Origin of the sequence: Nostoc sp. JL33, from assembly GCF_017114985.1 — a bacterium.
Taxonomy (GTDB): Bacteria; Cyanobacteriota; Cyanobacteriia; order Cyanobacteriales; family Nostocaceae; genus Nostoc.
In genome coordinates this window covers 86036-111404 of sequence record NZ_JABXKP010000074.1, presented here as the reverse complement: position 1 = coordinate 111404, position 25369 = coordinate 86036, and the positions used below count along the sequence as shown (strand labels likewise).

The following is a 25369-nucleotide window of genomic DNA, read 5'->3' as shown; positions in this document are numbered from 1 at the left end:
CCTGTGATATTATTCAAGAGTTTGTCTGCCCACTGCTTAACTCAGAGGGTCTTTGGTGTTCAATCCAGTTAAATTGCAACCTAACGTTGCCAATCTCGATGATGTCCTCGTCGTAGAGTTCATCTGTATTTATATTTTTAGTGTTCACAAAAATTACACCTTTCAAACAATGTAAATCTATATTTTTTTTGCCTGCCCGCCAAACTGTGACTAACTCGGCATCAGAATTTGTACCAGCTATTACTGGTATTAATTCACTTAGGCACACTTTGTTTTTGTGCTGGTGAGTGAGACTAATCTCTTGGTCTTCCGATGATTGTGGTCGTGGTTCCAGCACTACCAGCGCCCCTTCTAAATACTTACGGTTGCGGAAATGTTCAACTAATTCCAAAGGGGTTTTGCGTTGAATCAGACAAACTACGATTAGGGCAATTAACAACACCAACAGCCCTAAGAGCAACCAAATGATTATTTTTCGTGCCAGTGGCATTAAAATATACAGGTGAACTTTCGCACTGACAGGACTAGCAATTGAGTTTTCTGGGGTTAGAACTAAGGTGAAAGTGCGATCGCTTTCAAAATTGCTATCATTAACCTGCAACTGCACAGGAATTTGAGTTTCTCCTGGTTGTAAGGATATGGCTGTTGAAGGTTCTGCTATAGAAACGTCTTTGGAATTGCCTTGCAATTGTAAGCTAGCTGTTCCAGATGTATTAGTATTAACTACCAAAGTTTGAATTTCAGTGGTTTTACCTGCTTCTATTGAGCCAAAATCTATCTTTGTCGGTTGTATTTGTAGTTTCGACTTAATGGTTATAGGTAGGTCAATTGTAATCGGTGCGATCGCTTGGTCTGCGATCGCCAACACCAAGCGCAAGCTACTAACGCCCCCCTTTGCCTCTGCTGGTATCTGTAAACGCACGGGAATGGCTGTTGCTTGATTAGCAACTAACTCGATGGTGCGATCGGGTGGAATTAAGCGAATACCACTTTGCTGAGGGTCTTCCAATTGCAAACTTACCTTACCATTGACATTACTAATGCCATTAATATTGAGCGGTTCAGTAGTTGTTCCAGGTAATACTGGCTGCAAATTCGCCGTGGGTAAATTGACATCAAGCTTAGGTGTAATCAGCACTGGTCGGATATTTTCAGCCAGCTTGTTGAGTTGAACTCCTCCAGGATCTCGCAATACCTCTCCCTTCCCGCAAAGCGCTGGATTGCTAGCAAAGTCATTCAGCTGCTTTTCGTGTTCTTTTAATCCTAAAGACACAAAAAATATATAGGGCTTGCATTGTTGATCAGGCAAAAGTTTGGTATTGCTAGGAATAGAAATAGGATTAGGAATACCACGCACATCTTCTAATCCGTCTGTCAGAAATACTATACTGACAGTACGACCAAGAGCATCAGCACGTTTGTTTAACAGGGCAGAATGTTCCAAAGCCTTTTGTACAGCCTTACCTGTATGAGTACGCATACCCTGAGCTTGAAGTGAACTAATTATTTGCTTGAGTTTACCTCTGTCTGCATTACTCGTAATACTGACATCATTGGCATTTAAGGTGACATCTTGATCGAAACTATAAATAGTAACTGTGTCGCCTAATCTGGCCGTGTTAACAAATTCATTAACAGAATTCTTTACTGGTTCAAAAATATTTTTTGTTCCACCGACACCACGCATTGAAGCAGAAGTATCTACTACTAAAATCCAGTCAATTCCCCCTTTAGGAGTAGTCTGAGCAGATAGACCACACAAGTTAGGAATTGATATTAGAGCCAAAACAATAATGCTTTGGATTGAATTAAATCTCAACAAACGCTTGAAGTATCTAAAACTCATTGATAGATTCCTCCAGGCAGATAAATTTTATATTGATCTTTGTAAAGGCGATGGCTTAAGAGTTTTGATTTCATCTTATTACCTAATAAATGCAGATTTAAGCCGCTATTCTCATACCCAAATAGATATAAACATTTAATTAACTATCTAAATATGTAAATACGATAATGTAATTTATAAAAATCAATTTTTGTTTTATAGCGATCGCTCGTTTGTATGCAATACACTTTGACCTCTCTCCTTTTAGGAGAGAGGCTTTGAATCTTACTCCCCAACGCTAGTAGGGAAGGGGTTGGGGGTTAGGTCTGTATTTCACTCAACCGAGAAGCGCTATATTATTCATGCTAAATCATAAATATCTTCGTGATATTTAGCTAATATATTTTAATATTCAAAAACGAATGATGTTGATCAGTGTTTTATCAAGTTACATATTAACTACTATTTTAAAAAATGTCACGTTTTCTTGTAGATATTCAAGTCAAGATAATTTTATATTTCCGTTTAATTAGCGTTGACAGTGACAAGGATAAATTGTTAACGCTTGTAGTTAATATGATGTGAGTTCGACGACTTAAAAAATGGCAGGAGGTAGAGCAGGCAAGTATTTTGGATAAATATCAAGTGATGGTTTTTGTAACAAACGCGATCGCCAATGTAACAAACGCGATCGCCAATGTAACAAACGCGATCGCCAATGTCGCAAACGTGATCGCCGATATAACAAACGCGATCGCCAATGTAACAAACGCGAGCGCCAATGTAGCAAACGCGAGCGCCAATGTAGCAAACGCGAGCGCCAATATAACAAATGGAGTCGCCAATGTAACAAACGCGTTGGCGATCGCGTAGCGTCTCGTAAAGAAGCCCGCCTTCGGCATCGCCAAGGCTTTTGTCGCCTCGTTCCCAGTCTTCAGGCTGGGAACGAATTTCAAGAGGCTCTGCCTCTGGTCAAGCCACTGGAGGCGGAGCCTCACAGAATGGGTTCCCAGCCTCTAGGCTGGGAACCAGTCAGGGCAGGGGCTGTATCTTAACTTAGTGCCATTCGGTTAAAACCTTTTATTTTCTCTTAGTCCAGGTCGGTGGAGTAAGTTTTGTGTAGTAGCGTACTCCTACGGAGAAGCAAGCTACGCGTCAGCGTGCCGGAGGCTCTATTCTATTCGCCCAATACTTTTCAAACATCCTCTAAGAATCATGACCAACTAAGGGTAACAGCAAGCGGCTAACTACTCGATTATCTGGTAATTGATAGAAATTTAACTCTCCTCCTAACTCCTGCATGAGGTTTTGGCAGATTAGCAGATGTAAACCTGGCGGTTGGTCGAGGTTGGAGTGAGCAAGCACATCTTTGGGTGTATTATTATGTAATTCCGTAAGTAACTGTGGTTCGATCGCACCGTTGTATGTAATCGATAGTTCTAGCGATGTCTGATGATCAGTTTCTACGGTTTCAGAAGAAGGATTTGCATTTCCGATTTTAGATGCATCTAAACGGCGACACCAAATATCAATTCTGCCCCCGATTTGAGAACGGTTACAGGCAGTAACCAATAATTCATGGATAACTAATTCAATCTTGACAATATCACCAGCGATCGCCATTGCAGATTGAGCGTTTAAGGTAGGAACAGCTTTGGCTAATGAAGAATTATTTGGCGATTGCGCCTCAACTTGTTGTCCCAAACCATGTACACCAATCCACAGCTTTTGTTGTTTAAGTAAATTTTCGATGCGTTCGAGCGATCGCTTCAGTAAACTGGCTATGGGCATAGTTTCCCAACTGATATGTAGCTGCCACTGCTCAAGTTTGAGCATTCCAATCATAGAGGCAACTGTGTGGTCTAACTGCCGCAGCAATAGCTGGTAGCGCATCTGAGTAAGTTCATTACTAGGAATGCCCAAATCATGTATTTTTCTAAGGGAGAGCGCCGTTATTCTTTGGATTTCCTCTAAGCGACGATGTTTGTACCAGTTGAGTTGTCTTAATTCCTCTGTTGTGGATTCTAGAAGTCGGGAAATAAGCTTTTCACGACGCCACCAGGCTAATTGAGAAACCAGGGTTGCTGTCGCACTGAGGCTTTGTTCTGACCAGCGATGCTCTTGATAGTCTGCCAACAACACTACACCTGTGCTTTCATAGTCAGTATTGGTACGTAATGCCATCACCAAAATTTGACCTTTGTCTGGAACATTCAACCATTTCCGGGTTTCCGGGGGTAAATTATCTACCTTCAAAGTCAGGTAACTCTCCGTAGCAAGTGCCCATTGAATTAAGGCTTCAGCCTGAATAGGAATAGATGCCTCGGAAAAAATCCCAAATTTACTATTGTCAATCACTCCAGGGATAATTTCTGCCGAACTTTCACCAGGCGACCAAGATAGCAGTATCGCTAGGGGACAGCCCAAAATTAATGCTATTTGTTCGAGTGCTGTGCGTTCTAAATGCTTTTTTTCGACCTCGATTTTCTTGTTCTGGGATTGTGTCAGGATGCGTAGGCATTGCTCAAATGCCTGGGAAATTTTTTGCTGCTGGGTGGTGCGGTTATGTAATTGCCACTGACGAACAATTACACCAATCTGTTGACTGACGGCCCACAGCAATTCCTTTTCCAGAGTTGTCCAAGAATGATGGGTTTCCTGAGTGATCACCAAAAGCGTTGCTGGTATATGCTCGTGAGTGCATTTACAAATAAGTAGCGATCGCACACCATTTTCTAGTAAAAGGGGACGCCAGTTAAAAAAGCGTAAATCTTCATCTAAGTTCTGAATCTCCACCGCTTGAGTTGAACGTTGCAAAAGCTGCCCATCTAATTCTTTGAGACTATCAAGGGTAAATGTCAACGAGCGGCGATTATAGGGCTGATTTTGGTAAATAAATTGATAATTATTCTCATTAGGATCATACTGCAACAACAAAAATCGCGTCGCAGCTAGTCGAGCTAAAACTTTTTTAGCACAGCTATGTAAAGTTTCCTGAAGGTCATGTTCGCTATAAATACCTTGGGCAACTTGGCTAGTCAGTTGAGCATCCTCTTGAATCTGTTTGATAGTGCTTTCCATGCTTTCGGTAGATGCAACCAGGGAGATTAAGCCAGAAACACCTTGGACAAAATTTTTGTCTGTCTCCGTCCATATCCGAGGTTCATTGCTTTCTACCGCCAGAAAGCCTACTAAGTCCTTTTGCCAGATTATTGGAGCTGCCAAGAGCGATCGCACCTTCAACCGTTGCAGCAATTTTGCCGTAAAATGACTCTTTAAAGAACTGCGTGCATCACCAATCGAGACAATTTGGTTAACTGACAAAGCATAATAAAAGTCGCTCAAGTCCTGTACAGTCATTCCTGCTGCTTGCGGAGTGTTGGAATTGCGATCAAGTTTGACAAGCTGATTGCCCATCCGACACCAAAAGTAGCGCCCTTCCCGTTCAAACCAGTAAACATTTGTCCGGCTGGGGGAGACAAATTTATGAGTTGCTTGGACTGCTGCTTCAAGTCTTTGATTAAGGTTACTGAGGGTGCGTAATTTTTCCAGCAATTCTAATAATGGCTCGTCGGTTCTCTTGGTTTGCTTGTGCTGCAAATCCATCTCATTTTGATAAAGCACTGCCCCCAGTTCGCCTAAAACCATCATCAAACGTGCTTTTGCTTCTGCCGGGAGTAGGTAGCCCCAGCGTTCTGAACCTAGTAACAGCAAGCCTAAGCAATGGCCTTTATAGCGAATTGGTATAATAATTGTTCCCTGGATGTGGAATTTTTCGGCAATTTTTCGCCATTCGGCGGCGCGGATTTCAGTTTGTAAATTGGCTACACCCAAGGGGTTTTGTTCAATCACTACTTGCTCTAATAAATCCCCAGGACTGAGAACAACCCTTTGCCGTAAAAAGACCGTATCATTATCAGGTGTCATGCCTCCTTTGCCGAATAATATGTGATTCAGGCGATCGTAAAGAGCAATCCAAATCAGTTTGTAGTCAAACTGTTCTTTGAGATATGAAATAGTAGTTTCAATCAGAACGTCAACATCATCTTCTTCCCTAAGCCGTTGGAGCACACGTCCCAAGGAAAGGATCTGCTGTTCGGCGGCTATAGGTTTTTGTGGCTGCCCCATCTGATTTATTGGTTAACATAGCTTGTAATATATCTGACTTTTCACGTTATATGGAAAAGTCAACGCTAAACCTAACCCCCCAGCCCTCTCCTACTAGGGAATGGAACTGAGGTTTTCCAGATACCGGGAAAATTAAGGTAATATATGAAATGCCCAGAAAAGCATCCTGAGTAATATTGCCAGGGGTGTTTGCTGAAAGTTCTAGCTAAGGGGTTCGTTGAAGTTAGATTATGGAGTGCTAGGGAAATGGGCGAAACTTCGTCCAATGCTCAAGAGGAGCAGAGACAAGTCTCAGAGGAAAAGCGAGAGTCTGCTGAAGGTAGCAGGCTCTTAGAAGAGAAGGATCGAGAGTCTGCTGAAGATTTCAGGCTCTCACAAGAAGAGCAGCGACAGCTTGCTGAAGAAATGAGAAATTCTGCCGAAGAAACCCGGCAGCTTGCTGAAGAAATGAGAAATTCTGCCGAAGAAATACGGCAGATTGCTGAAGAAGTGCGGCTAACTAAAGAAGAACTCCGACAAGCTAAAGATGAACTCCGACAAGCTAAAGATGAACTCCGACAAGCTAAAGATTAAGCGCGGCAGTCTACTTAAAATAATTCGTAATTCGTAATGACGTTCGCGGACTCGCTAACGTCATTAAGTTTTATAACGGGGATTTCAACTCACAGAATTAGTTAAATAACTTTTGCATGAAGTATCTTTTATGCCCAAGTGGGTAATTTTCTTGAAAAGCAAATACAGTGTAGCCTTGAGATTCATAAAATTCCTTAGCTTGAAACTCTAATGTCTCAAGATGAACCCCTACACAGCTCAATAGTAAACATTAGGACTTACGCATCCACAGAAAAGCCGAAATAGCAGGTATGCTTTTCAAGGCTTTTAATCAGATTTTTCAACTATATTTTTGCGATGCCTGCGGTTCTTGCTAGCCTACGCGACTAACAGAGGATAGTTGGTAAACGGCTGAAACGACATATTTACGTTAGATTCACAAGATGATTCGTTTGTACAGTGCGTCAATCCTAAACATTTATAACTTTATAAAAACTTTATTTTAACTAAAGACACTCTAAAAAAGCTGCAACCCTGGTAAATAGCTTAAATATATTTAATTTTATAAAAGAATAAATTATACATGATGTTGATATTATGTTGATTTGGTAAAAAGCTCAATTAGCGATTGATACTAAGTATTTTTAGCAATAATATATTTGTGTTGTCCGAGGATGGACGTCTGGACAAACTAAATTTGAGCTTTTTTGGAGAGCAAATGAGTTTTACTTTCATTTCAAATCCTAATTCTCTCAAACTTGGGCTAACAGGGATGTTAGGATCAGTTGCTTTATTGTTAACTGGAACAACTTCGGCGCACGCTGTCAATATTACAGCAACGCTCACAGCAGATAACCATTATGGTCTTTACTACGGTCAAGCGGACGGTAGCGGGTTGACATTTGTTGGTAGAAACGAGAAGGGTGCATCTGGCAATCCTGGCGAATATAACTGGTCTTTGCCTGAAACCTTCAATTTCAACGCCAATAACGGAGACTACTTGTATGTCCTAGCTTGGGATGATGGCTTCAATCAATCCTGGATAGGCGACTTCACATTGGCTGGTGGCGGTTCCCTCTTATCAAATACTAGCGATTGGGTATACAAAATTGCTAGTGGTGCAAATCCAGGTGAGTTTGGTGATGTTCCTTTATTAACAACTGTCGCTGGCGAAATAGGTAGCGCAACTTGGAAGATCCCACAGGTGTCGGCTGCCCAAGGAACTGGTCCTTGGGGTACGATTCCAGGTATATCTTCGCAAGCAAAGTTTATATGGCATGACTCGCTGGACTACGACTCTAGCAGCGATCGCAATTATGCCATCTTCAGAACGAAACTAGCGCTTACCTCTGTTCCTGAACCCAGTACTCTTAGTGCTATAGCAGTTGCTGGTGTCATGGGATGGATGATCAAGCGCAAGCAAAAAGCCTCGCAAGCAGAATAAATTCGTCGTTGTTACACAGCTAAAGAACTGTTTTATCCCTGTTTTGTCACTCTCGGAAAACAATAATGGAAGCCAAACTCTGAGACTTTGATTTCATAAAGGTTTGAGGCTTTATTTTATAACAAATTAGAAACTAAAGCCCTGTAACCCTTTGGGCTATTACATTCTGCCAAACTGACAAAACAAGGATATCTCATACATAGTAATATTCCAATACCCTTACCCGTAAGTGAGGGTATTTTTTATGTAACTATGCCTAAGTGGGTAATTTTCTTGAAAAGCAAATACAGTTTTCTAAAAGCTAATGGATATTTATAAATTTGCCATTCGTCCGCTTTTGTTTAATGTGGTAAAAACTGATTCAGAGTGGTTGCACCAGCAGACGATTCGCAATTTTAGCTGGCTATCCCAAACAGGCGATCGCCCCCCTGCTAGTTGGGTAAACCAACGCCTAAAGCAGTCCTTATGTCTGTACGATTCACGCCTAGAACAGAATTTGTTTGGACTAAACTTTCCTAATCCCGTAGGGTTAGCAGCTGGGTTTGATAAGGATGGAGTCGCTGCTGGTATTTGGTCTAACCTGGGTTTTGGCTTTGCAGAATTAGGAACTGTAACTTTTCACGCACAGCCGGGAAATCCCCGTCCCCGTTTGTTTCGCTTGCCGTTGGATAAAGCTGCTCTCAATCGGATGGGCTTTAATAATCGCGGTGCAGCAGCAATGGCGGCACTTTTGGCAGAGGAAAAACAGAAGTTAACCCAGCCAATACCCATAGGAATAAATTTGGGTAAATCTAAGATAACTCCCCTAGAAGCAGCTGCACAGGATTATCTTGATAGTTTTCGCTACCTCAAGGATTTGGGAGACTATTTTGTTGTTAATGTCTCTTCCCCCAATACACCGGGGTTGCGATCGCTCCAAGATGCTTCTATGCTCAGTGCCATCTTAGATTTATTGCAACAAGAAAATACTACACAAAAACCAATTTTTGTGAAGATAGCGCCAGATTTAGAATGGTCAGCGATCGCTGACATTATAACTCTTGCTAAAACCTACCAATTGGCGGGAATTATCGCCACTAACACCACTATCCGCCGTGATGGACTAAAAACCCAGATAATTGACCAAACGGGCAAATCACCCCAGGATGAAGCTGGCGGAATTAGCGGTGAACCATTGCGCGATCGCTCCACCGAGATAATTCGTTTTATTTGGCAGCAAACTCAAGGACAAATCCCAATTATTGGCGTTGGTGGCATCTTTTCTCCTGAAGATGCTTGGGAGAAAATTACTGCTGGTGCTAGCCTGATCCAGGTTTACACAGGCTGGATTTACGAAGGCCCACTGATGGTACGCCGAATTCTCGCAGGTTTACTTTCCAAGCTAGAAGAAAGCGGATTAACTTCCATCAACGAAGCTGTGGGTTTACAAACAAAAATTCAAAAATTCTAATTTTGAATTTTGAATTGTTTAACCTTCTTCCTCCACTGGGAAAAACTCTTTAGTTTTTTCCGAGTATGACCAGGCAATACCATCAGGGTCTTTGCTGCGACTCCACTCTGGAAACTCTGGATCATTTCGCCGTTTATAAACCGTACTGGAATAGACATTTAGCCGTTTGGCAAGTTCAGATTGGATCAGAGAGCCAAAAATTAACTGTTTTTCCAGCGATCGTTTAGCTTGATCATGGGTTGGCTGTGGAAGTGATTCGGTTTCTGATTCCTCCTGTGGGGTTGGTGGTGGTGCTAAGAGCGATCGCGCAGTTGTAGTAACTGGTTGAGCAGGAAGTTCTTTAACAGGCTCACTACTGTCAAGAATATTACCGAGAATGCTGGCAGTTATAAAGTAATAAGACTGCCCTGCATCTTCAGAGTTGAGTATACTCGCACCAAATTCCGAGGCTTTACTATCCAAGTAGCGTTTTGCCGTTGTTCCAGGAAAATTGCCCCTGATTGCCAAGTCCATTGGCGTAATTCTGCCCTGATTTTCGCGAACCAACTGATGAAAAATTGGGTTAACTCGCACAGTCCACTGTTGCCATTGATATTCCTGCCAAACCTTGAAGCCAATTACCAGCAAAATTGCTGCCAGTAAAATTCTCCAAGTAGTAATCAGGAAAATAATCAAAAACGAGATGGGCAAAAGTAGAACGAGAAAAGCCTTACCGTTACCTTCTATCGGTTTTTCACTCATACCGATTTTTGCCAAGTGAATTTTAGGAAATAATATATTATATTGGCAAAAATTTGGGTACTTTTTTGTATCTTTTGGCAAAGTTGCGGCAAATTTGTCGGCAAAACCTTTAGTCGCTAGGTGTTATACCCTGATCGCCCTTCTGCTTATGTGACTATTTGTGTGCGATGCCTACGGCGGTAAACTACGCACATAAGTTTTTTCCTAGAGAAAATAAAAGGGTTTTAACCAGAGCGATCGCAATACATCTCGGATAATATCCCCCCTAAATTCTCAGCGACGGCTTGCTTGTGCCGCTCAGACTTCTCTTTCCAAAGCAATGATTCGCGCATTAGCTTGCCAGACCCTTGACAATAGATAATACATATACTACATTAATAATACAAGCCAACTTTCATTAGGGAGTTAGCTTTCACCAGTAGCGGATAGCTCAAATCGCAGAGCGCCCACCTTACCCGGAAGGGGCGACATATTGAGGGTTATCGCATATAACTTAAACACCCTTGATCGAACTTCTGGAGGTGCAGGTAAAAATCCTGTTCCGCTACAGCAAATTGAGTGCTGAGTTTTAAATTGTCATGTGGTGGGTAGCCAAGTGGTAAGGCGCTTAATATCCTTATTCACCCCTTGCCTGCAAAGGCCGACGAATTGAGGGTTATCGTAAAAAACGAGCATTCGCGGGTTCGATTCCCGCTCCACTACACCAATTAATTTTAGATTTTAGATTCAATCCAAAATCTAAAATCTAAAATCCAAAATTTTCATGTGGCGGATAGCTCAGAGGTAGAGCGCTAAACATCCTTGTTCACCCCTTGCCTGAAAAGGCCGACGAATTAGGGTTATCGATTAGGGTTCGAGAGGTCGCGGGTTCAAATCCCGCTCCGCTACACCAAATAATTTTAGATTTAAGATTCAATCCAAAATCTAAAATCCAAAATCCAAAATTTCCATGTGGCAGGTAGCTCAGTTTGGTAGAGCGCCGAAAAACATCCTTATTCACACCTTGCCTGAAAAGGCCGACGAATTAGGGTTATCGCCTGTTAAGCCGGATGTCGCGGGTTCGATTCCCGCTCTGCCACCTTTCATTTTTGCCCGCAAGGGCCGGGAGATGAAGCCATGAATTACAACTTCTTCACTAAAAAGAAAACAACTACACCCCAAAATCAACCTATCCCCGGACGAGAAGCAGAAATGGTTCAGGGGCGTTCCGGCGGCTGGATGTTTGATGCTGGTATTTGGAAGATGCTGCGCCGTTGTCTATTGGTTGGCACAGCAAAAAGCACTTACTACGCTGGAAAACAGGAATTAACTGAAGATTTTGTGACAGTTGTCAGACAAGCTGTTGCCGAAAATCCCAGCCGTGCGGCAGAAGAAATTTTGTATGCTAGCGATGGACGCGCCATCAATAACAGTGCGCCAATATTAGCTTTGGTGCTGCTATCGATGGGTGAAGCACCGGAAGCAAAACAAGCTTTTGGTGAAATCTTCCCGCAAGTTGTCCGCACTGGTAGTCACTTCTACGAATGGTTGAACTACACTAAATCTCTGCGGGGATTTGGCAAAGTAGTACGGGAAGCTGGTAAAACTTGGCTCTCAAGGGAAGATGTCAAGGGTTTAGCTTATCAACTGTTGAAATATCAACAGCGTCAAGGCTTCTCCCACCGAGATGCATTGCGGTTGTTCCATGTCAAACCGCCTACAGAAAATCACCGTCAACTATTTGAGTGGGTAGTTAGAGGCTGGGAAGAATTGCCAGCAGATATCCCCTCTGAGGCGTTGGCGCAGATTTGGTGGTATGAGTGGCTGAAGCGGAATCCTACCCAAACTCATGAAGCTATTTCCCAAGGACGCTTAACCCACGAAATGGCTGCACCTGTGGGCAAAATGGACAAGCTTGCTTGGCAGCTGCTTTTTCAGGAAATGCCAATAGGCGCAATGTTGCGTAACCTGGGTTCTTTAACTGAACTGGGTGTGTTACGAGCTGATGAAAACGCTAATTTGCTGCAAGTGGAAGCAGTTCTTAATCGCAGAGAACATCTGCGTAAAGGTCGCATTCATCCGATTGATGTTTTGAAAGCACTCAAAACTTATCAATCTGGTGGAACATTAGGACGCAGTAAGAAAACTTGGAACCCAGTTCCTCGGATTGTAGACATCTTAGAAAAGGCTGTTGAACTGTCTTTTGATGTTGTGCAACCCACTGGTAAAGTGTTCATGCACGCCGTGGATGTTTCTGGTTCTATGGGTAACTTGGTTGCAGATATGGGACTAACTTGTTGTGAAATTGCTACCACAATGGCACTGGTGACAGCAAAAGCAGAGAAAAACTACATGATTCGCGGCTTTGCTACTGAATTCCGTGAATTAGGTATCACAGCTAAAGATAGTTTTAGTTCTGCGGTTCGCAAAGCTAGCAACCAAAACTTCGGCGGAACGGATGCATCTGTGGCTTACGACTGGATGATTAAGAATAAGTTCAAGGCGGATGTAGTTTGCTTTTGGACTGACTCTGAAAGCTGGGCGGGAAATAAGCATCCAAGTCAAGCGTTGAAGGAGTACCGCAAAAAGGTAAATCCCAACGTCAAGGCGGTGTATGTCACCTTGACACCTTACCAGATTACTTTGGTAGATCCTGAAGATTCGCTGTCTTGGGATTTGGCAGGGTTCGATCCAGGTACGCCTCGGATCATCCAGATGCTTGCTACAGATGAATTGTAGATATTGCTGAAGGGTAAAGGATGAAACACTTTATCCTTCATACTTCATGGCGGGTTATCCTTGTTCACAACTTGCCTTTCGGGGCCGAAGAATTTAAGGTTATCGGTTACGTCTCCACCATTGTGGGGATTAGCGGGTTCAATCCCCGCACCCGCCTTTGTTTGATTTTTACCTTACGCAAAGAAGAAGGCGATTTAATTTTTGAATGGTCGTTTTTCTATTTCAGTGATGGGTAAGAGTAGGGTGTCTTCGATGTGCGATCGCACCTGTCAAACTTGTGAGTTAAAATTATGCTAATTAAGTCAAAAATGTTACTATGAATGTACTGTAAGATTCTTCATTTATTCTTAGACTATGAATTGCTTGTTTTACTTCCTCAATTTGTTGCTCAAATGACAGTTTAGGAAATATTTCTACTACTTTTTCCAACTTTACTTTGATTTCATCAAAAGCTTCTTTACTTTCGTTATTTTTTGTAATTTGATGTAAAAATATTCCCGTAAAATCCTGACATTCAGCTAAGGAACGAAGTAAATTAATCATTAATTTATCCTCTTTAACTCTCGTCGCTATCAGCAAAGCTGTTTGAAAAAAACATTGGCTTACTTTCAAACTTCTTTGGTAATACTTAAATTTCTTGCTACTTGCTGTAAAATTCCCTTCCCTTTCATCGATTATTCCTAATACTTGTGTAGTTAATGCAAATTGATAAAGTACTATACCTAAATTACTATAACAATCAATATATTCCAAAACCATATTTCTGATAGCTTGAAAAAAAGCATTATCTAATAAATTTGGTTCTTGTCTTAATTCTTCAAAACAACCTGCTCCATAAAATTCTATAGCATGATAAACAACTTCTAAGGCAATAGTTTCCTGTTTAGTTAGTTCTTGTTTTACTACTATTTCTGCACTTTCTATATTTAGATACATTTGTTCTTGAGTATCATTCACTTTCGTAAAAGTAATTTTTGGGATAATTGTTTGGCAATTATTAGATATTAATGTAGATAAAAATGTTCCGGCTTCAGCGTGAGATTGTTTCCAATCATCTGTTAATTTAAGTCTTTCTATCGCTTCTTGGCGGATAACTTCATATAAATAGTATCCTTCACTGCTAAACTTTACTAAAGCCCTGTTTTTTAAATCCCTGATAAATCGGCGTTTATTTCGCTCATTTTGCTCGTCCCAAAGTAAACAAAAAATTCCTTTTTCAGATATTAAAGAAATATATTGATAACGGTAACATCCTAATCTACATAAAAGTTTATAGGCTTGCACATTATCTCGTTTAAGTTTATCAAACTGACGTTTAACAAGATTTTCTAACTTTGCATTTACCAATAAATCATTCTTGTATTTCTGCCAATATGCATTTAAATCACCTTTAAATTCCTCGCTTTTAATATCAGCACAAAGAAGAGACATCGCCTCAGCATTTCCACCATAGGCTTGGTTAATCTCACTAATAGCATCTATGTCTATATTGATATTATTAATTTTAAAAAAATCTTTCCATATATCTACTTTCAAACCTTCCAAGTGATAAGGTTTTATATCCTCTGACTTTAATCTATCATCATCCAGTGGCTCACGGCTTGTAATAAGTGTAATTGATTTTACACTAGTATCAGCTAGCGATTTTAATAGTTCTACATAGTCGCTTTGATGTGATTCTTTGAATTGACCATTTATAAGAGATGATTCTAAGTTATTAATTAAAAAGCCGATTTTTTGAGTATGAAGCTCACTTTTAATTTGCTCCAGCATCGTTGCAAACTGTAGTTCCAACATTTTTAAACCTTGACGCTCAAACCATTTTTTAGCTAACTTAGTTTTGCCTACACCACCCTCTGCCTGGATTAAGATAACTTTTGCACCTTCGTTAACAAGATTGTTGAGATGTGCGATCACATCCTCACGCCCCACAAAATCAGAATTATTCAATATCGTTTTCTCTTGACTGAAATTTTCAGTTTCTGGTAAACATGAAGTATTTTGATTTAATAAATCAGGCTTGTACTTGGCAAATAAAGCAATCAATTCGGGGAACTTCGAGTGGCGTTGATCTGTAAATTCATTCGTTAAACCAAATATCTCGCAAATCTTCTGACGGTATTTTCTAACTGTCGTTTGTGCGATATTCAAAGATTTTGCGATCGCTTCATCTTTTTCGTTAGCCAGTAGTTTCAGCAGCACCTCTCGCCGCCTTTCAGTTAAGCGATTAAATAGTGCATTGAAATGTTGTTGATTCATAACTATTAGCCCATGACAACCACAGTACACATCTGTGTACTCGATATAGTCACAAAGACTCACAGCATGTGTATTACTTGTGTACTAGGCTAACGCAAAAGTTGATGTAGTAATTTACTACTCACAACTTATGAAATCTACTTACATCAACGGACGATCCTACTATCAAGGCAATGGTGGCGTTCTTCTTCCTGCTGTCACCACAGTTTTAAAAGCGACACAGCCACCAAAGTCTCTAGCCGCCCTTTCCTATTGGCGCAATAAAGTTGGCGATGCAGAAGCAAACCGAATCGCTGCTAACAGCCGCCGTCGAGGAAATGCCTTGCATCAGTTGGTTAAAGAACACCTGCAAGATTACTCGCCCAAACTTGACAACAGCCTGATTCAGCCTTACTGGGATAGCGTTCAATCTGTGCTAAACGAACTTAGTGATGTTCAACTTGTTGAGCAAATTGTGCCTAACTATAAAGAACTTTACGCCGGGAAAGTTGATTTAGTTGCTCGTTATCAAGGTGTTCCGCATTTAATTGAATGGACTACAGCCGAGGAACCAAAACTGAGAATTGATAAGCTTTATGACAAGCCTTTACAACTAGCTGCTTATGGTGGTGCAATAAATCGGTATTATAGCGATCGCCTCTTTAACTGCAAAATTAACCATGCTCTCATTGTCGTAGCCTTGCCAGGTGAAGAAGCAGAGATTTTTGAATTTGACCGTGCAAGGCTAATTCATGTCTGGCATCAATGGCTTAATCGGCTGAATTTCTTCTTCAGTGCAGTTGCTGCGTAGAAGTGCGATCGCATACCCGCCCGAAGCGATGTCTACGACGGGCTACGCCAACATCTACCTCTTGTAGAATAGACAAAATGCTTATTTGACAACATAATGTAATATAACTTAGCAATAATCGAGCGATGCCTACGGCGGGCTGCGCCTACGCTGTTCCTTTTGGAGCTAATTGCGATTAATACGCCAATGTGCTACATATCAGCCTAGTTTCATCCCAAATTGTCCACCCAAAGACAGTAGATGAAGTTTTGTGTGAATAAGTATAAGGGATGAAATAGCTCTGCTTTCCAAACAGTGAAAAAGGAACAGATTTTTATGACATTTGATTACGATTTGTTTGTCATTGGTGCTGGCCCTGGGGGATTGGCAGCAGCTAAAAAAGCAGCTAGCTACGGTGTACGTGTCGCCATTGCTGAACAAGAAGCCATCGGTGGGACTTGTGTAAATCGCGGTTGCGTTCCCAAAAAACTGATTGTTTACGCGGCTGACTTCGCCCTGCAAAATCAAGTAGCACACAGTTATGGGTGGAGTGACTGCCAAACATACTTTGACTGGACATTATTTATTAAGTCAGTACATCAGCATATTGGCAGCATTAACCAATCCTATTTTCAGCAATTGCACAAAGCTGGAATTGAACTAATTTCTGAATATGCCACTTTCATTGATGCCCATACTATCAATATTGATGGGCGCAAAGTTACAGCAGACAAAATTTTAATTGCTGTGGGAGGGCAACCCCTCAAGCCCAACATCCCAGGTATAGAATACGCTATCACATCCCGCGAGATGTTTCAGTTACCTTATTTACCGAAACGTTTAGCAATTATTGGCGGCGGCTACATTGGCGTAGAATTTGCCAGCATGATGCACGCTTTCGGTTGCGAGGTGACGTTAATTGAAAAAGACGAGATGATTTTATCGGGGTTTGATCATGACATTTGCTCTGCTGTACAACAGGGTTTGATTAAACGCAAAATTAAGTTGTTCACCAATAGCACCGTTAGTGAAATCAAATTCTCAGAAGAAGGTTTCTTGTTAACTATTACTGGTGAGAGCCAAGAAATAATTACAGCAGATACCATCTTAGTTGCCACCGGTTACGCTCCCAATACCAAGAATCTTGGTTTGGAAAATGCCCATGTTGAACTTGGCGAAGATGGTGCAATTAAAGTAGATGAATACAGCCGCACCAGCCAAGAAAACATTTTTGCTGTGGGTGACTGCACCAGCCGCGTGCAATTGTCTCCAGTCGCCCAAGCAGAAGGTATTGCCTTTGCCGATACAGTTTTTGGCAACAAGCCCCAAAAACTGAATTATGATTATGTGCCCACTGCTGTTTTTTGCCGTCCAGAAGCGGCTAGTGTGGGGATGACGGAGGCAAAAGCACGGGAAAAATTTGGTGAATCTGTACAATGCTACTACACCCAGTTCCAACCACTGTTGTATCAGCTAATCGAACAGAATGAGCCAACCACTATAAAGTTAGTGTTAAATGGTGATTCTGGGCAAGTTTTGGGTGCTCATATGGTGGGTGAACACGCAGCAGATATCATTCAAAGTCTCGGCGTGGCAATTCGCAAGGGCATTACCAAGGAAGACCTGGATGAAACCATAGGCATTCATCCCACGGTAGGAGAAGAATTCCTGTCGTTAAAATAATTCGTAATTCGTAATTTGAATTTTGAATTGTTAATCTTGTCCTTCTGAGCAAGATTTTGTGGGAGCGCCTAAGTCATCTAAAGTATTCATTAATGAGTCATTCTGTAGCATGGGGTATATGCTTTGGGAATTTACAACATCGTCAAAAGCTTCAAGAGCCTCAAGAGCCTCAAGAGCCTCAAGAGCCTCTGATGCAGACTGATATCGCTGTTTGAAGTCATCCAGTACCATTTTACTGAGAATCTTCGCTAGGGCGTGGCTAACTTGTGTGCGTAGTTTACCGCCTTCGGCATCGCTCCATTTGATCTCTCCATCAGCATCTCTATCTAGCTGACGGGGCGCTATACCAGTCAAGGCTTTAATCCCAACCATGCCGACTGCATAGATATCACTACTGTAGTGTGGACGCCCAAAACATTGCTCGCTTGGTGCGTAACCCTGAGTACCAATGCCAATGGTGAAGGGGGTTTGCTCTTGACGATCAAGCTGTTTTGTGCTGACTTCTTTGACGGCTCCAAAATCAATCAGTACCAGTTTACCGTCTGAATGTCGCCGGATGATATTGCTGGGTTTAATATCCCGGTGAATCACGTTATTTTTATGAATAAATGTTAATGTTTGCAATAAATCCCTGACAATTTTGATCACTGCAATTTCATCAATTGCTCTACCTGCTGGGAGTTCCTGATTTAAAGGATGACCAATTATCTGTTCTTGGACTAAATAAAATTCTTCATCTTCTTCAAAATACGCTAAAAGTTGAGGGATTTGAGCGTGGGTTCCCAATTTTTCTAGTGTTTGCGCCTCTGAGCTAAATAAACGTCTGGCAAGTTGCAATCCTTCGGGTTTGGTGTTGGCTGGTTTTAGTTGCTTGACAACACATCGCGGATTACTAGGACGTTGGATATCTTCGGCAATGTAGGTTTCGCTGAATCCACCGGAACCAAGAACTTTGACAATTTTGTAGCGTTGAGCCAGGACTTTGCCTGATAAGGCTAAATCTCGTTGCTGGATTAGGTCTTGGAAGTCATCTTGTTGGCTGATAATCTCTTGGACAACGGCGGAGGTTTTATACTTCTGAAAAATGTCTACTAATTGGCGTTTTTTGATGCTTTCTCTGACTAATGAGGTTCCCAGGTAGGAAAGTCCGATCATTGCGATCGCAATCGTTGGTACAGTAGTGGGAAAAATTAACTGACCATAGAAAAATAACCCATAGCTAATTCCTACCCAAGTACCAGAGAGGGCGAGGCTATATAGGAATCTATTGATATTACGCTTGCGTCGGCTAATCATCAAGGCTGTACTGCCAACTAGAATTAGCACAAACAAACCCCGCAATGGTAGGCTGTTAATTCCTGGGGCGATCGCTTTACCTTTGAGCAAAGTTGCGATCGCATTGGCGTGAATTTCCACGCCCGACATGGGTTTATTGCTGTTGCTAGCAGCGACTGGATAATAATCATTGTTTAAGTTATCTGTTGCACCAATCAGCACGATCTTGTTTTTGAAGACCTTTCCTCGCTGCAAATAGCTATTCCAGTTTTGCGGGTCGAGTACATGCCAAAAGGGTATTTGCTCAAATGTACCCGCAGACCCCCAAAAATTAATCCGATCGCCCTTTGGTCGGGGATAATTTACTTTTGCTGTCCTGAGTGCTGCTTCATCAAAAGAGGGTAGCTTCTCGATCAAATTATCTTCAGGTAACAACTTAGAAAACTCACTCGCCAATCGATGAACTTTACCATCCACCTCTACGGGGAAATTAACTGAGCCAATGGACACTGACCCGGTACGAAACATCTGTTGTGGATCTATCAGTTGCATGAAAGACCCTTGGTGCGTCTGGGAATTTTCGTAGACGGCTGCTAAGGTAACTTTGCTGCCATATTTTTGCAATGCTGCTTGCAGTTGGCGATCGTCAGTAATTCCATAACTACTTCCTGTGTCAAAAACGACATCTAACGCTACAGAGCGGGCACCTGCTTTGATTAACTTTGCGATTACCTGAGCATATGCAGCACGTTGATAAGGATAAGATTTCAGTGTTTCTAGGTAGGCATATTGTTTCGGATCTGTTTTATAGTACTGTTCGGGAACTGATATTGACTGATCGTCTATTGCTAAAATTACGATATCTTCTGGAGGCACAATCGGCCCACGCAGTTGGAAAAAGTCAGAAAGCGCCTGATTTTCGCTCAATTGAACCAATTCCCAACCAGAAGCACTCAGCAGTCCTGCCCCGATTGCCCAAGCACCAGCGAGGAGATGACCTAAGCTAACCATCCACTTGGACTGCCGAGCCGATGCTGTCGAAGTTACTTTTGTCGGTTTACTTGAGTGTCTATTGGCAGCAGAGACATAGTTTTTAGTTAAGGTAGATGTAGGTTCTTCTGCCATATCGTTTTACTGATTGATTTAAGTCCAACACTTTTATTTATTCAGACGACGTTTTAGTACAAGCACATTGAAATAAGACTTAAATGGCAATCTTATACATTTGTAAAGTATCTTCTATTCATCAACAAACTTTTATTGGCAGAGCTAGCCCCCAACAGATTCCTACTCAAGCACTACCTAAGTTATTCTTTTTCTGTTGAGTGAGTTATAAAAGAGTGATTGTCTCATAGTTCAGAGTCGGATATACTTTGCCTGTGCATTTGGTTGCGGGGAGATTTTACCCCAGCCTAAACAACAGGTATGCTTTTAGCTGGGAACTATACCAGAAGCTGTCCCAAGTCCGTCTTCTGTCTCTGGCGCAATATTGGTACTCCCCATAAAGCGTGTCCTGATACTGAAAGCTTTACTTATAGATAGGCATTAACTTATATCTTACCCTAAGCTTATGCTATACCTCTTTAGGAGTAAAATTTAGTGTTATACAGCGATCAATGCTGTTACTCAGTCAATTTTATTGGTAGATTTTGATCACAGGGTAGCTCTTGCAGTGCCGGAGGTGAATAAGGTTTAGCATCCAGTATCTCAACTCCAATGTTGCAGCCGTTTTTATGCCTTGAAAGAGGTAGGATAAAAGCTATAGATGAAGAGCTACTTTATAGATATTAGCAAACTTGTCATTTAAGAATTGCTATAATCTATTGTTCCATCTAAATTCATTTATATTATTAGGTGTAAATTTGTATGGGTTCTCCAATGAATCGTCTGTCTATTTTTGTAGATGGAAACAATATGTTCTATGCTCAACAAAAAAATGGCTGGTTTTTTGACCCACGGCGAGTCTTAGAATACTTCAAACATGAGCAATCAGAAACAACATTAATTAATGCATTCTGGTACACTGGCTTAAAAGACCCACAAGATCAGCGAGGTTTTAGAGATGCTCTAATTAGTCTAGGATATACAGTCAGAACTAAAATTCTTAAAGAATATTATGATGATACGTCAGGTCGTTACTCGCAAAAAGCGAATTTAGATATTGAAATTGTTGTAGATATGTTTAATACAGTAGACCAGTATGACCGAGTAGTATTATTCAGTGGCGATGGAGATTTTGAAAGAGCAATCGAACTATTACGCTCCAAGAATACACATATTACGGTAGTATCAACAGAAGGGATGATCGCTAGAGAGCTACGGAATGCTACTGACAGATATATAGATTTAAATGATATCAGAGAACAAATAGAAAAAACCGAAGGTTAGTAGCCTTAGCAATTATTTACAAAGGAAAAAGTAAAAGAAAAACTAAGGTTGAAGATATATTGAGCCACAAGTAGAAACTAAACAACAAACCGCAAATGACAAACAAAACAGATCGAATCATCATTTTTGATACAACATTGCGAGATGGAGAGCAGTGTCCAGGGGCGACTCTGAATATAGACGAAAAGCTAGTTATTGCCAAGCAATTAGCGCGTCTGGGTGTAGATGTAATTGAAGCAGGCTTTGCCTTTGCCAGTCCTGGAGATTTTGAAGCAGTTAAGAAGATTTCCCAAATTGTCGGCACAGAAAACGGCCCGGTAATTTGCAGTTTGGCAAGAGCGATTAAAGCAGATATTGAAGCAGCCGCCGAAGCATTAAAACCAGCAGTTAACGCCAGAATTCACACATTTATTTCGACTTCTGATATTCATTTAGAGTATCAGCTGCGGAAGTCACGGGCAGAAGTGCTAGCGATCGCCCAAGAAATGGTAGCTTATGCCAAGTCCTTCATGACAGATGTAGAGTTTTCGCCGATGGATGCGGCTCGTAGTGATCCAGAATTTCTTTATCAAGTGTTAGAGGGAGCGATCGCAGCCGGTGCAACAACAGTTAACATTCCCGATACTGTGGGTTACACCACCCCTAGCGAATTTGGAGCGATCATTAAGGGGATTATCGAAAATGTCCCCAATATCGACCAAGCGATTATTTCCGTTCACGGTCATAATGATTTAGGCTTGGCAGTTGCTAACTTCTTAGAAGCCGTGAAAAATGGCGCACGGCAATTAGAATGTACAATCAATGGGATTGGCGAACGTGCCGGAAATGCCTCACTAGAAGAATTAGTGATGGCGTTGCATGTGCGGCGACAATATTTTAACCCCTTTTTGGGAAGACCAGCAGATTCTCAAGAATCTCTGACAAATATCGACACCCGGCAAATTTATAAAACTTCACGCTTAGTTTCTAATTTGACGGGAATGTTAGTACAACCAAATAAAGCGATCGTGGGGGCGAATGCCTTTGCCCATGAGTCTGGGATTCACCAAGATGGTGTGTTAAAAAACAGGCTGACCTATGAAATTATGGATGCTCAATTGATTGGCTTGACAGACAATCAAATAGTTTTGGGCAAACATTCAGGTAGAAATGCTTTCCGCACTCGGTTGAAAGAATTGGGCTTTGAATTGTCGGATACGGAATTAAATAAAGCATTCGTCAGATTCAAAGAAGTAGCAGATAAAAAGAAAGAAATTTCTGATTGGGATTTGGAAGCGATCGTTAACGATGAAATCCAACAAGCACCCGATTTGTTCCGTGTAGAGTTGGTGCAAGTTTCCTGTGGTAGCAACGCCCGTCCCACTGCTACAGTTACCCTCCGCACCCCACAAGGTGAAGAATTAACTGATGCAGCGATCGGTACTGGGCCAGTGGATGCAGTTTACAAAGCTATTAATCGTGTGGTGAATGTGCCCAACGAGTTGATTGAGTTTTCTGTGCAATCAGTAACAGCCGGTATTGATGCGATTGGAGAAGTGACGATTCGTTTACGTTATGAATCTAGAGTATTTTCTGGTCATGCGGCGAACACAGATATCATCGTGGCATCCGCGCAAGCTTATGTAAATGCGTTGAATAGGTTGTATTCTGCATTGCAAACTCAAGAAAAGCCAGAGGAAGTATCTGCACAGAAAGTCTGAGATCATATCTGTCAAACTGCCCATAATACAAGCACCACACCTTGTTTTTAGCATCAGCTAAAAAACTCCTCCCCGACTTTGGGGAGGAGTTAGCTGTGAGTTCCGAAAATTTGTTAGAAAATTATGCTGACAGAAAAACATATCGTTATCAGAGAAGCTACCACCAAAGAAGACTCACTGATTGCAAAACACTCTTACCAAATGTGGCTAGATATTGGTGTTGATGAGAGTAATATCCAGCTTGACTGGCAGAATATTACCCTCCAATTCATAGAAGAGGCGCGTCGGGATTTGTTTTACAAAGCTTTTGTTGCAGAGGTTAATAATACAGTTGTGGGTTCTGCAAATTGTCAACTCTTTGCAGATTTATACCCAAATGTTTTCAAAGATGAATACCGCAAATTTGGATATATTTGGGGCGTTTACGTTGAACAATCTTACCGCAGACAAGGCATAGCCAAAGACCTAACTAATAGAGCAATTAAATATTTAAAACTGCTCGGTTGTACGCGAGTGCTTCTTAACGCCTCACCAGGCGGTAAACCAGTTTACTCCAGTCTCGGTTTCTCTGAAGGGAATGTAATGCAATTAGATTTAATTTAAGTAGAGCATTTTTTTGCCTAACTTCTAAATCCGAGCGGATAAGTTTCTAGCTCAAGAAGCATCTGTGTTTGCTTGTATTATAATTTGTGCAAAAAGTCAAGTTGATTTAGTTCATTATGAATATTTTTTACTTTTTTAGACTTTTTGATTTACTTGTATCCATAAAACTTTATTCTGAGAAACGATGTTTATAGTCAGTCAGCTTGTATGAGTAGCGAAAAAACTACAGAATTACCGCTCTGGGTACAAGATAGAGATATAGTCATTACTCATGATGAAGAAGTACAGTGGCGGGAAGGAAAACGCCCAGATTATTCTTACACCAATGAATTTCTTCATCAAGAAAGCAAATTTCAGCATCCAGAAGGTTCTTTAGAAGCAATCGCTCAAAATTTAGTCCGAACTTTTGAGATGGAAGCTTCTAATAAATCTAATCCCCAACAGTGGCTTTCCATTGTTACTGATAAGTTTAAGATGAGTACCAATGGGGGACAAGAATACACTGCTCAAGAGGTCGCCCAGCAAGGTACTTATAACCTGTTTCTAGGTGAAAGTGAGCATTATAGCTCTGAAACAGAAACCTTTGAATCTTCATTTGAGGTTTTTCATAATGCCTTTCATAATGGCTTTCTTTGGGAATTAACAGAAGTCCTATCGGGGCCGCCTAATGTAACCTTTAAGTGGCGACATTGGGGAACATTTAATGGTTCCTATAAAGACTATGCACCCACAGGGGAAACAGTAGAGATCGTAGGAGTTAGTATTGCTCGCGTGACTGATGATTTGAAAATTGAGTCTTTAGAGCATTATTTTGATAATAATGTCTTTCTTCAGAAATTAACGGCAGGTGGTTGTCCCTTGCATTCCCAAAATCAGAACAGTCACTAATTTTTATATAGTTCACTCAAACAACGCTTTTAGTAAACAATCGGGAGCGCTTATAGCGCTTCTAGTTAAGTTTAATAAGACCTAACCCCCAACCCCTTCCCTACAAGGGAAGGGGAGTAAGATTCAAAGCCTCTCTCCTTTTACGAGAAGTCAGAGTCTCTTGTATACAAACCAGAAGCGCTTATCGAGTGAAACTGGTTTATATAGGCTTTGCCCAATTTAGACATTGCTTATGCTTGAGCAGCATTTGGATTTAGACGCATCATAATTTTTTCTGGCTCTGTCAAATTTTTAAAACCATAACGGCGATAAAGTCCATGAGCATCTTTTGTGCCTAACATCCACCTTTGAACGTCTTGCAGTTCTGGATATTCCAAAATATATTCTACAAACCATTTTCCTAAACCCTGTCCTCGATAAGGCTCCAGAATAAAAACATCTTTTAACAACGCAGAAGTTGCATAATCAGTGATGACTCTCGCAAAGCCAACTTGTTGATTACCTTCGTAAAGTCCAAAACATAAAGAATTGTTTATTGACTTTTCCACAAGGGCTAATGGTATGTTTTCAGCCCAATAGGAAGTTTGTAAAAAATCATGAATAATTTGAATATCCAATTTAGATTTATCAGTGCTGATGTAAAATTTATGTTTTAATTCTTCGTTCATCTGCCTGAATCTTTTATTTAATATTTTGATGCATAATATTTAATTATAATTCATTGTTACAGGGGAGTATCTCACTTTCGTAGAAAGCTCTTTAAACCTCACCCCAACCCTCTCCTTACTAAGGAGAGGGAGCAGAAATGTCGTTTACCCCCTTAGCAAAGAGGGACTAAAGGGGCCGATTTAGGTACATTTGCTTTCACTGAGATGTTCTCTTCTTGCAGTCAGTGGGTTGCACCTAAGATGATGAAATTACTGAACCATTAGCTGGATAAGAGAGG

General features: G+C 41.2%; 18 protein-coding genes and 3 tRNA genes. 14 read left to right on the top strand and 7 right to left on the bottom strand.

Features of this window, described 5'->3' with window-relative positions:
* Positions 1-13: 13 nt before the first annotated feature.
* The 3 genes from HWQ23_RS21125 to HWQ23_RS21115 form a co-directional block, all read right to left on the bottom strand.
* Positions 14-1846, bottom strand: coding sequence for a vWA domain-containing protein (locus tag HWQ23_RS21125; protein WP_292832287.1), 1833 nt, complete (start codon positions 1844-1846; stop codon positions 14-16).
* Positions 1847-2420: 574 nt separating this feature from the next.
* On the bottom strand, positions 2421-2615 hold the full coding sequence (locus HWQ23_RS21120) for a hypothetical protein (RefSeq protein WP_292832285.1): 195 nt from the start codon (positions 2613-2615) through the stop codon (positions 2421-2423).
* A gap of 416 nt (positions 2616-3031) precedes the next feature.
* A complete protein-coding gene (locus tag HWQ23_RS21115; RefSeq protein ID WP_292832283.1) occupies positions 3032-5953 on the bottom strand; it encodes a sensor histidine kinase in 2922 nt (973 codons plus the stop codon).
* Positions 5954-6199: 246 nt separating this feature from the next.
* Here HWQ23_RS21115 and HWQ23_RS21110 point away from each other — a divergent pair, with 246 nt between their 5' ends.
* The 3 genes from HWQ23_RS21110 to HWQ23_RS21100 all read left to right on the top strand — a co-directional run bounded on the left by HWQ23_RS21110 (position 6200) and on the right by HWQ23_RS21100 (position 9399).
* On the top strand, positions 6200-6526 hold the full coding sequence (locus HWQ23_RS21110) for a hypothetical protein (protein ID WP_292832281.1): 327 nt from the start codon (positions 6200-6202) through the stop codon (positions 6524-6526).
* A 697-nt stretch (positions 6527-7223) separates the two neighbouring features.
* Positions 7224-7949 (top strand): PEP-CTERM sorting domain-containing protein, encoded by a 726-nt coding sequence (locus HWQ23_RS21105; RefSeq protein ID WP_292832278.1) that lies wholly within the window; start codon positions 7224-7226, stop codon positions 7947-7949.
* A gap of 304 nt (positions 7950-8253) precedes the next feature.
* Positions 8254-9399, top strand: a complete 1146-nt coding sequence (locus HWQ23_RS21100; RefSeq protein WP_292832275.1) for a quinone-dependent dihydroorotate dehydrogenase — start codon at positions 8254-8256, stop codon at positions 9397-9399.
* Between the two features lie 18 nt (positions 9400-9417).
* Here the strand turns inward: HWQ23_RS21100 and HWQ23_RS21095 are convergent, their stop codons facing one another.
* A complete protein-coding gene (locus tag HWQ23_RS21095) occupies positions 9418-10140 on the bottom strand; it encodes a hypothetical protein (RefSeq protein ID WP_292832272.1) in 723 nt (240 codons plus the stop codon).
* 580 nt (positions 10141-10720) lie between these two features.
* On the opposite strand from HWQ23_RS21095, the gene HWQ23_RS21090 reads away from it, so the two are divergent.
* The 5 genes from HWQ23_RS21090 (at position 10721) to HWQ23_RS21070 (ending at position 13094) form a co-directional block, all read left to right on the top strand.
* Positions 10721-10846: transfer RNA gene (locus tag HWQ23_RS21090), tRNA-OTHER, on the top strand.
* Between the two features lie 59 nt (positions 10847-10905).
* Positions 10906-11032, top strand: a tRNA-OTHER gene (locus HWQ23_RS21085).
* A gap of 60 nt (positions 11033-11092) precedes the next feature.
* Positions 11093-11219 (top strand) — tRNA-OTHER (locus tag HWQ23_RS21080).
* 37 nt (positions 11220-11256) lie between these two features.
* Complete coding sequence (locus tag HWQ23_RS21075) at positions 11257-12858, top strand: TROVE domain-containing protein (RefSeq protein ID WP_292832269.1); 1602 nt, start codon at positions 11257-11259, stop codon at positions 12856-12858.
* A gap of 20 nt (positions 12859-12878) precedes the next feature.
* Positions 12879-13094, top strand: a complete 216-nt coding sequence (locus HWQ23_RS21070) for a hypothetical protein (RefSeq protein WP_292832266.1) — start codon at positions 12879-12881, stop codon at positions 13092-13094.
* A 61-nt stretch (positions 13095-13155) separates the two neighbouring features.
* On the opposite strand, the gene HWQ23_RS21065 is transcribed toward HWQ23_RS21070, so the two are convergent.
* The gene (locus HWQ23_RS21065) at positions 13156-15117 is read right to left on the bottom strand and encodes a helix-turn-helix transcriptional regulator (RefSeq protein WP_292832263.1); all 1962 of its coding nucleotides are present in this window, start codon (positions 15115-15117) and stop codon (positions 13156-13158) included.
* A 130-nt stretch (positions 15118-15247) separates the two neighbouring features.
* On the opposite strand from HWQ23_RS21065, the gene HWQ23_RS21060 reads away from it, so the two are divergent.
* Both HWQ23_RS21060 and gorA read left to right on the top strand, forming a co-directional pair.
* Complete coding sequence (locus tag HWQ23_RS21060; RefSeq protein WP_292832260.1) at positions 15248-15907, top strand: exonuclease; 660 nt, start codon at positions 15248-15250, stop codon at positions 15905-15907.
* A gap of 315 nt (positions 15908-16222) precedes the next feature.
* Positions 16223-17569: a glutathione-disulfide reductase gene (gorA, locus tag HWQ23_RS21055; protein ID WP_292832257.1), complete on the top strand. Its 1347-nt coding sequence runs from the start codon at positions 16223-16225 to the stop codon at positions 17567-17569.
* Positions 17570-17599: 30 nt separating this feature from the next.
* Here the strand turns inward: gorA and HWQ23_RS21050 are convergent, their stop codons facing one another.
* On the bottom strand, positions 17600-19969 hold the full coding sequence (locus HWQ23_RS21050; protein WP_292832255.1) for a serine/threonine-protein kinase: 2370 nt from the start codon (positions 19967-19969) through the stop codon (positions 17600-17602).
* Between the two features lie 741 nt (positions 19970-20710).
* Here HWQ23_RS21050 and HWQ23_RS21045 point away from each other — a divergent pair.
* The 4 genes from HWQ23_RS21045 (at position 20711) to HWQ23_RS21030 (ending at position 24423) form a co-directional block, all read left to right on the top strand.
* Positions 20711-21232 (top strand): LabA-like NYN domain-containing protein, encoded by a 522-nt coding sequence (locus HWQ23_RS21045; protein ID WP_196517317.1) that lies wholly within the window; start codon positions 20711-20713, stop codon positions 21230-21232.
* A gap of 95 nt (positions 21233-21327) precedes the next feature.
* On the top strand, positions 21328-22932 hold the full coding sequence (locus tag HWQ23_RS21040; protein ID WP_292832252.1) for a 2-isopropylmalate synthase: 1605 nt from the start codon (positions 21328-21330) through the stop codon (positions 22930-22932).
* A 123-nt stretch (positions 22933-23055) separates the two neighbouring features.
* Positions 23056-23535 (top strand): GNAT family N-acetyltransferase, encoded by a 480-nt coding sequence (locus tag HWQ23_RS21035; RefSeq protein WP_292832249.1) that lies wholly within the window; start codon positions 23056-23058, stop codon positions 23533-23535.
* A 207-nt stretch (positions 23536-23742) separates the two neighbouring features.
* Positions 23743-24423, top strand: coding sequence for a SnoaL-like polyketide cyclase (locus HWQ23_RS21030; RefSeq protein WP_292832246.1), 681 nt, complete (start codon positions 23743-23745; stop codon positions 24421-24423).
* Positions 24424-24653: 230 nt separating this feature from the next.
* Here the strand turns inward: HWQ23_RS21030 and HWQ23_RS21025 are convergent, their stop codons facing one another.
* The gene (locus HWQ23_RS21025; RefSeq protein ID WP_292832243.1) at positions 24654-25091 is read right to left on the bottom strand and encodes a GNAT family N-acetyltransferase; all 438 of its coding nucleotides are present in this window, start codon (positions 25089-25091) and stop codon (positions 24654-24656) included.
* Between the last annotated feature and the right edge of the window lie 278 nt (positions 25092-25369).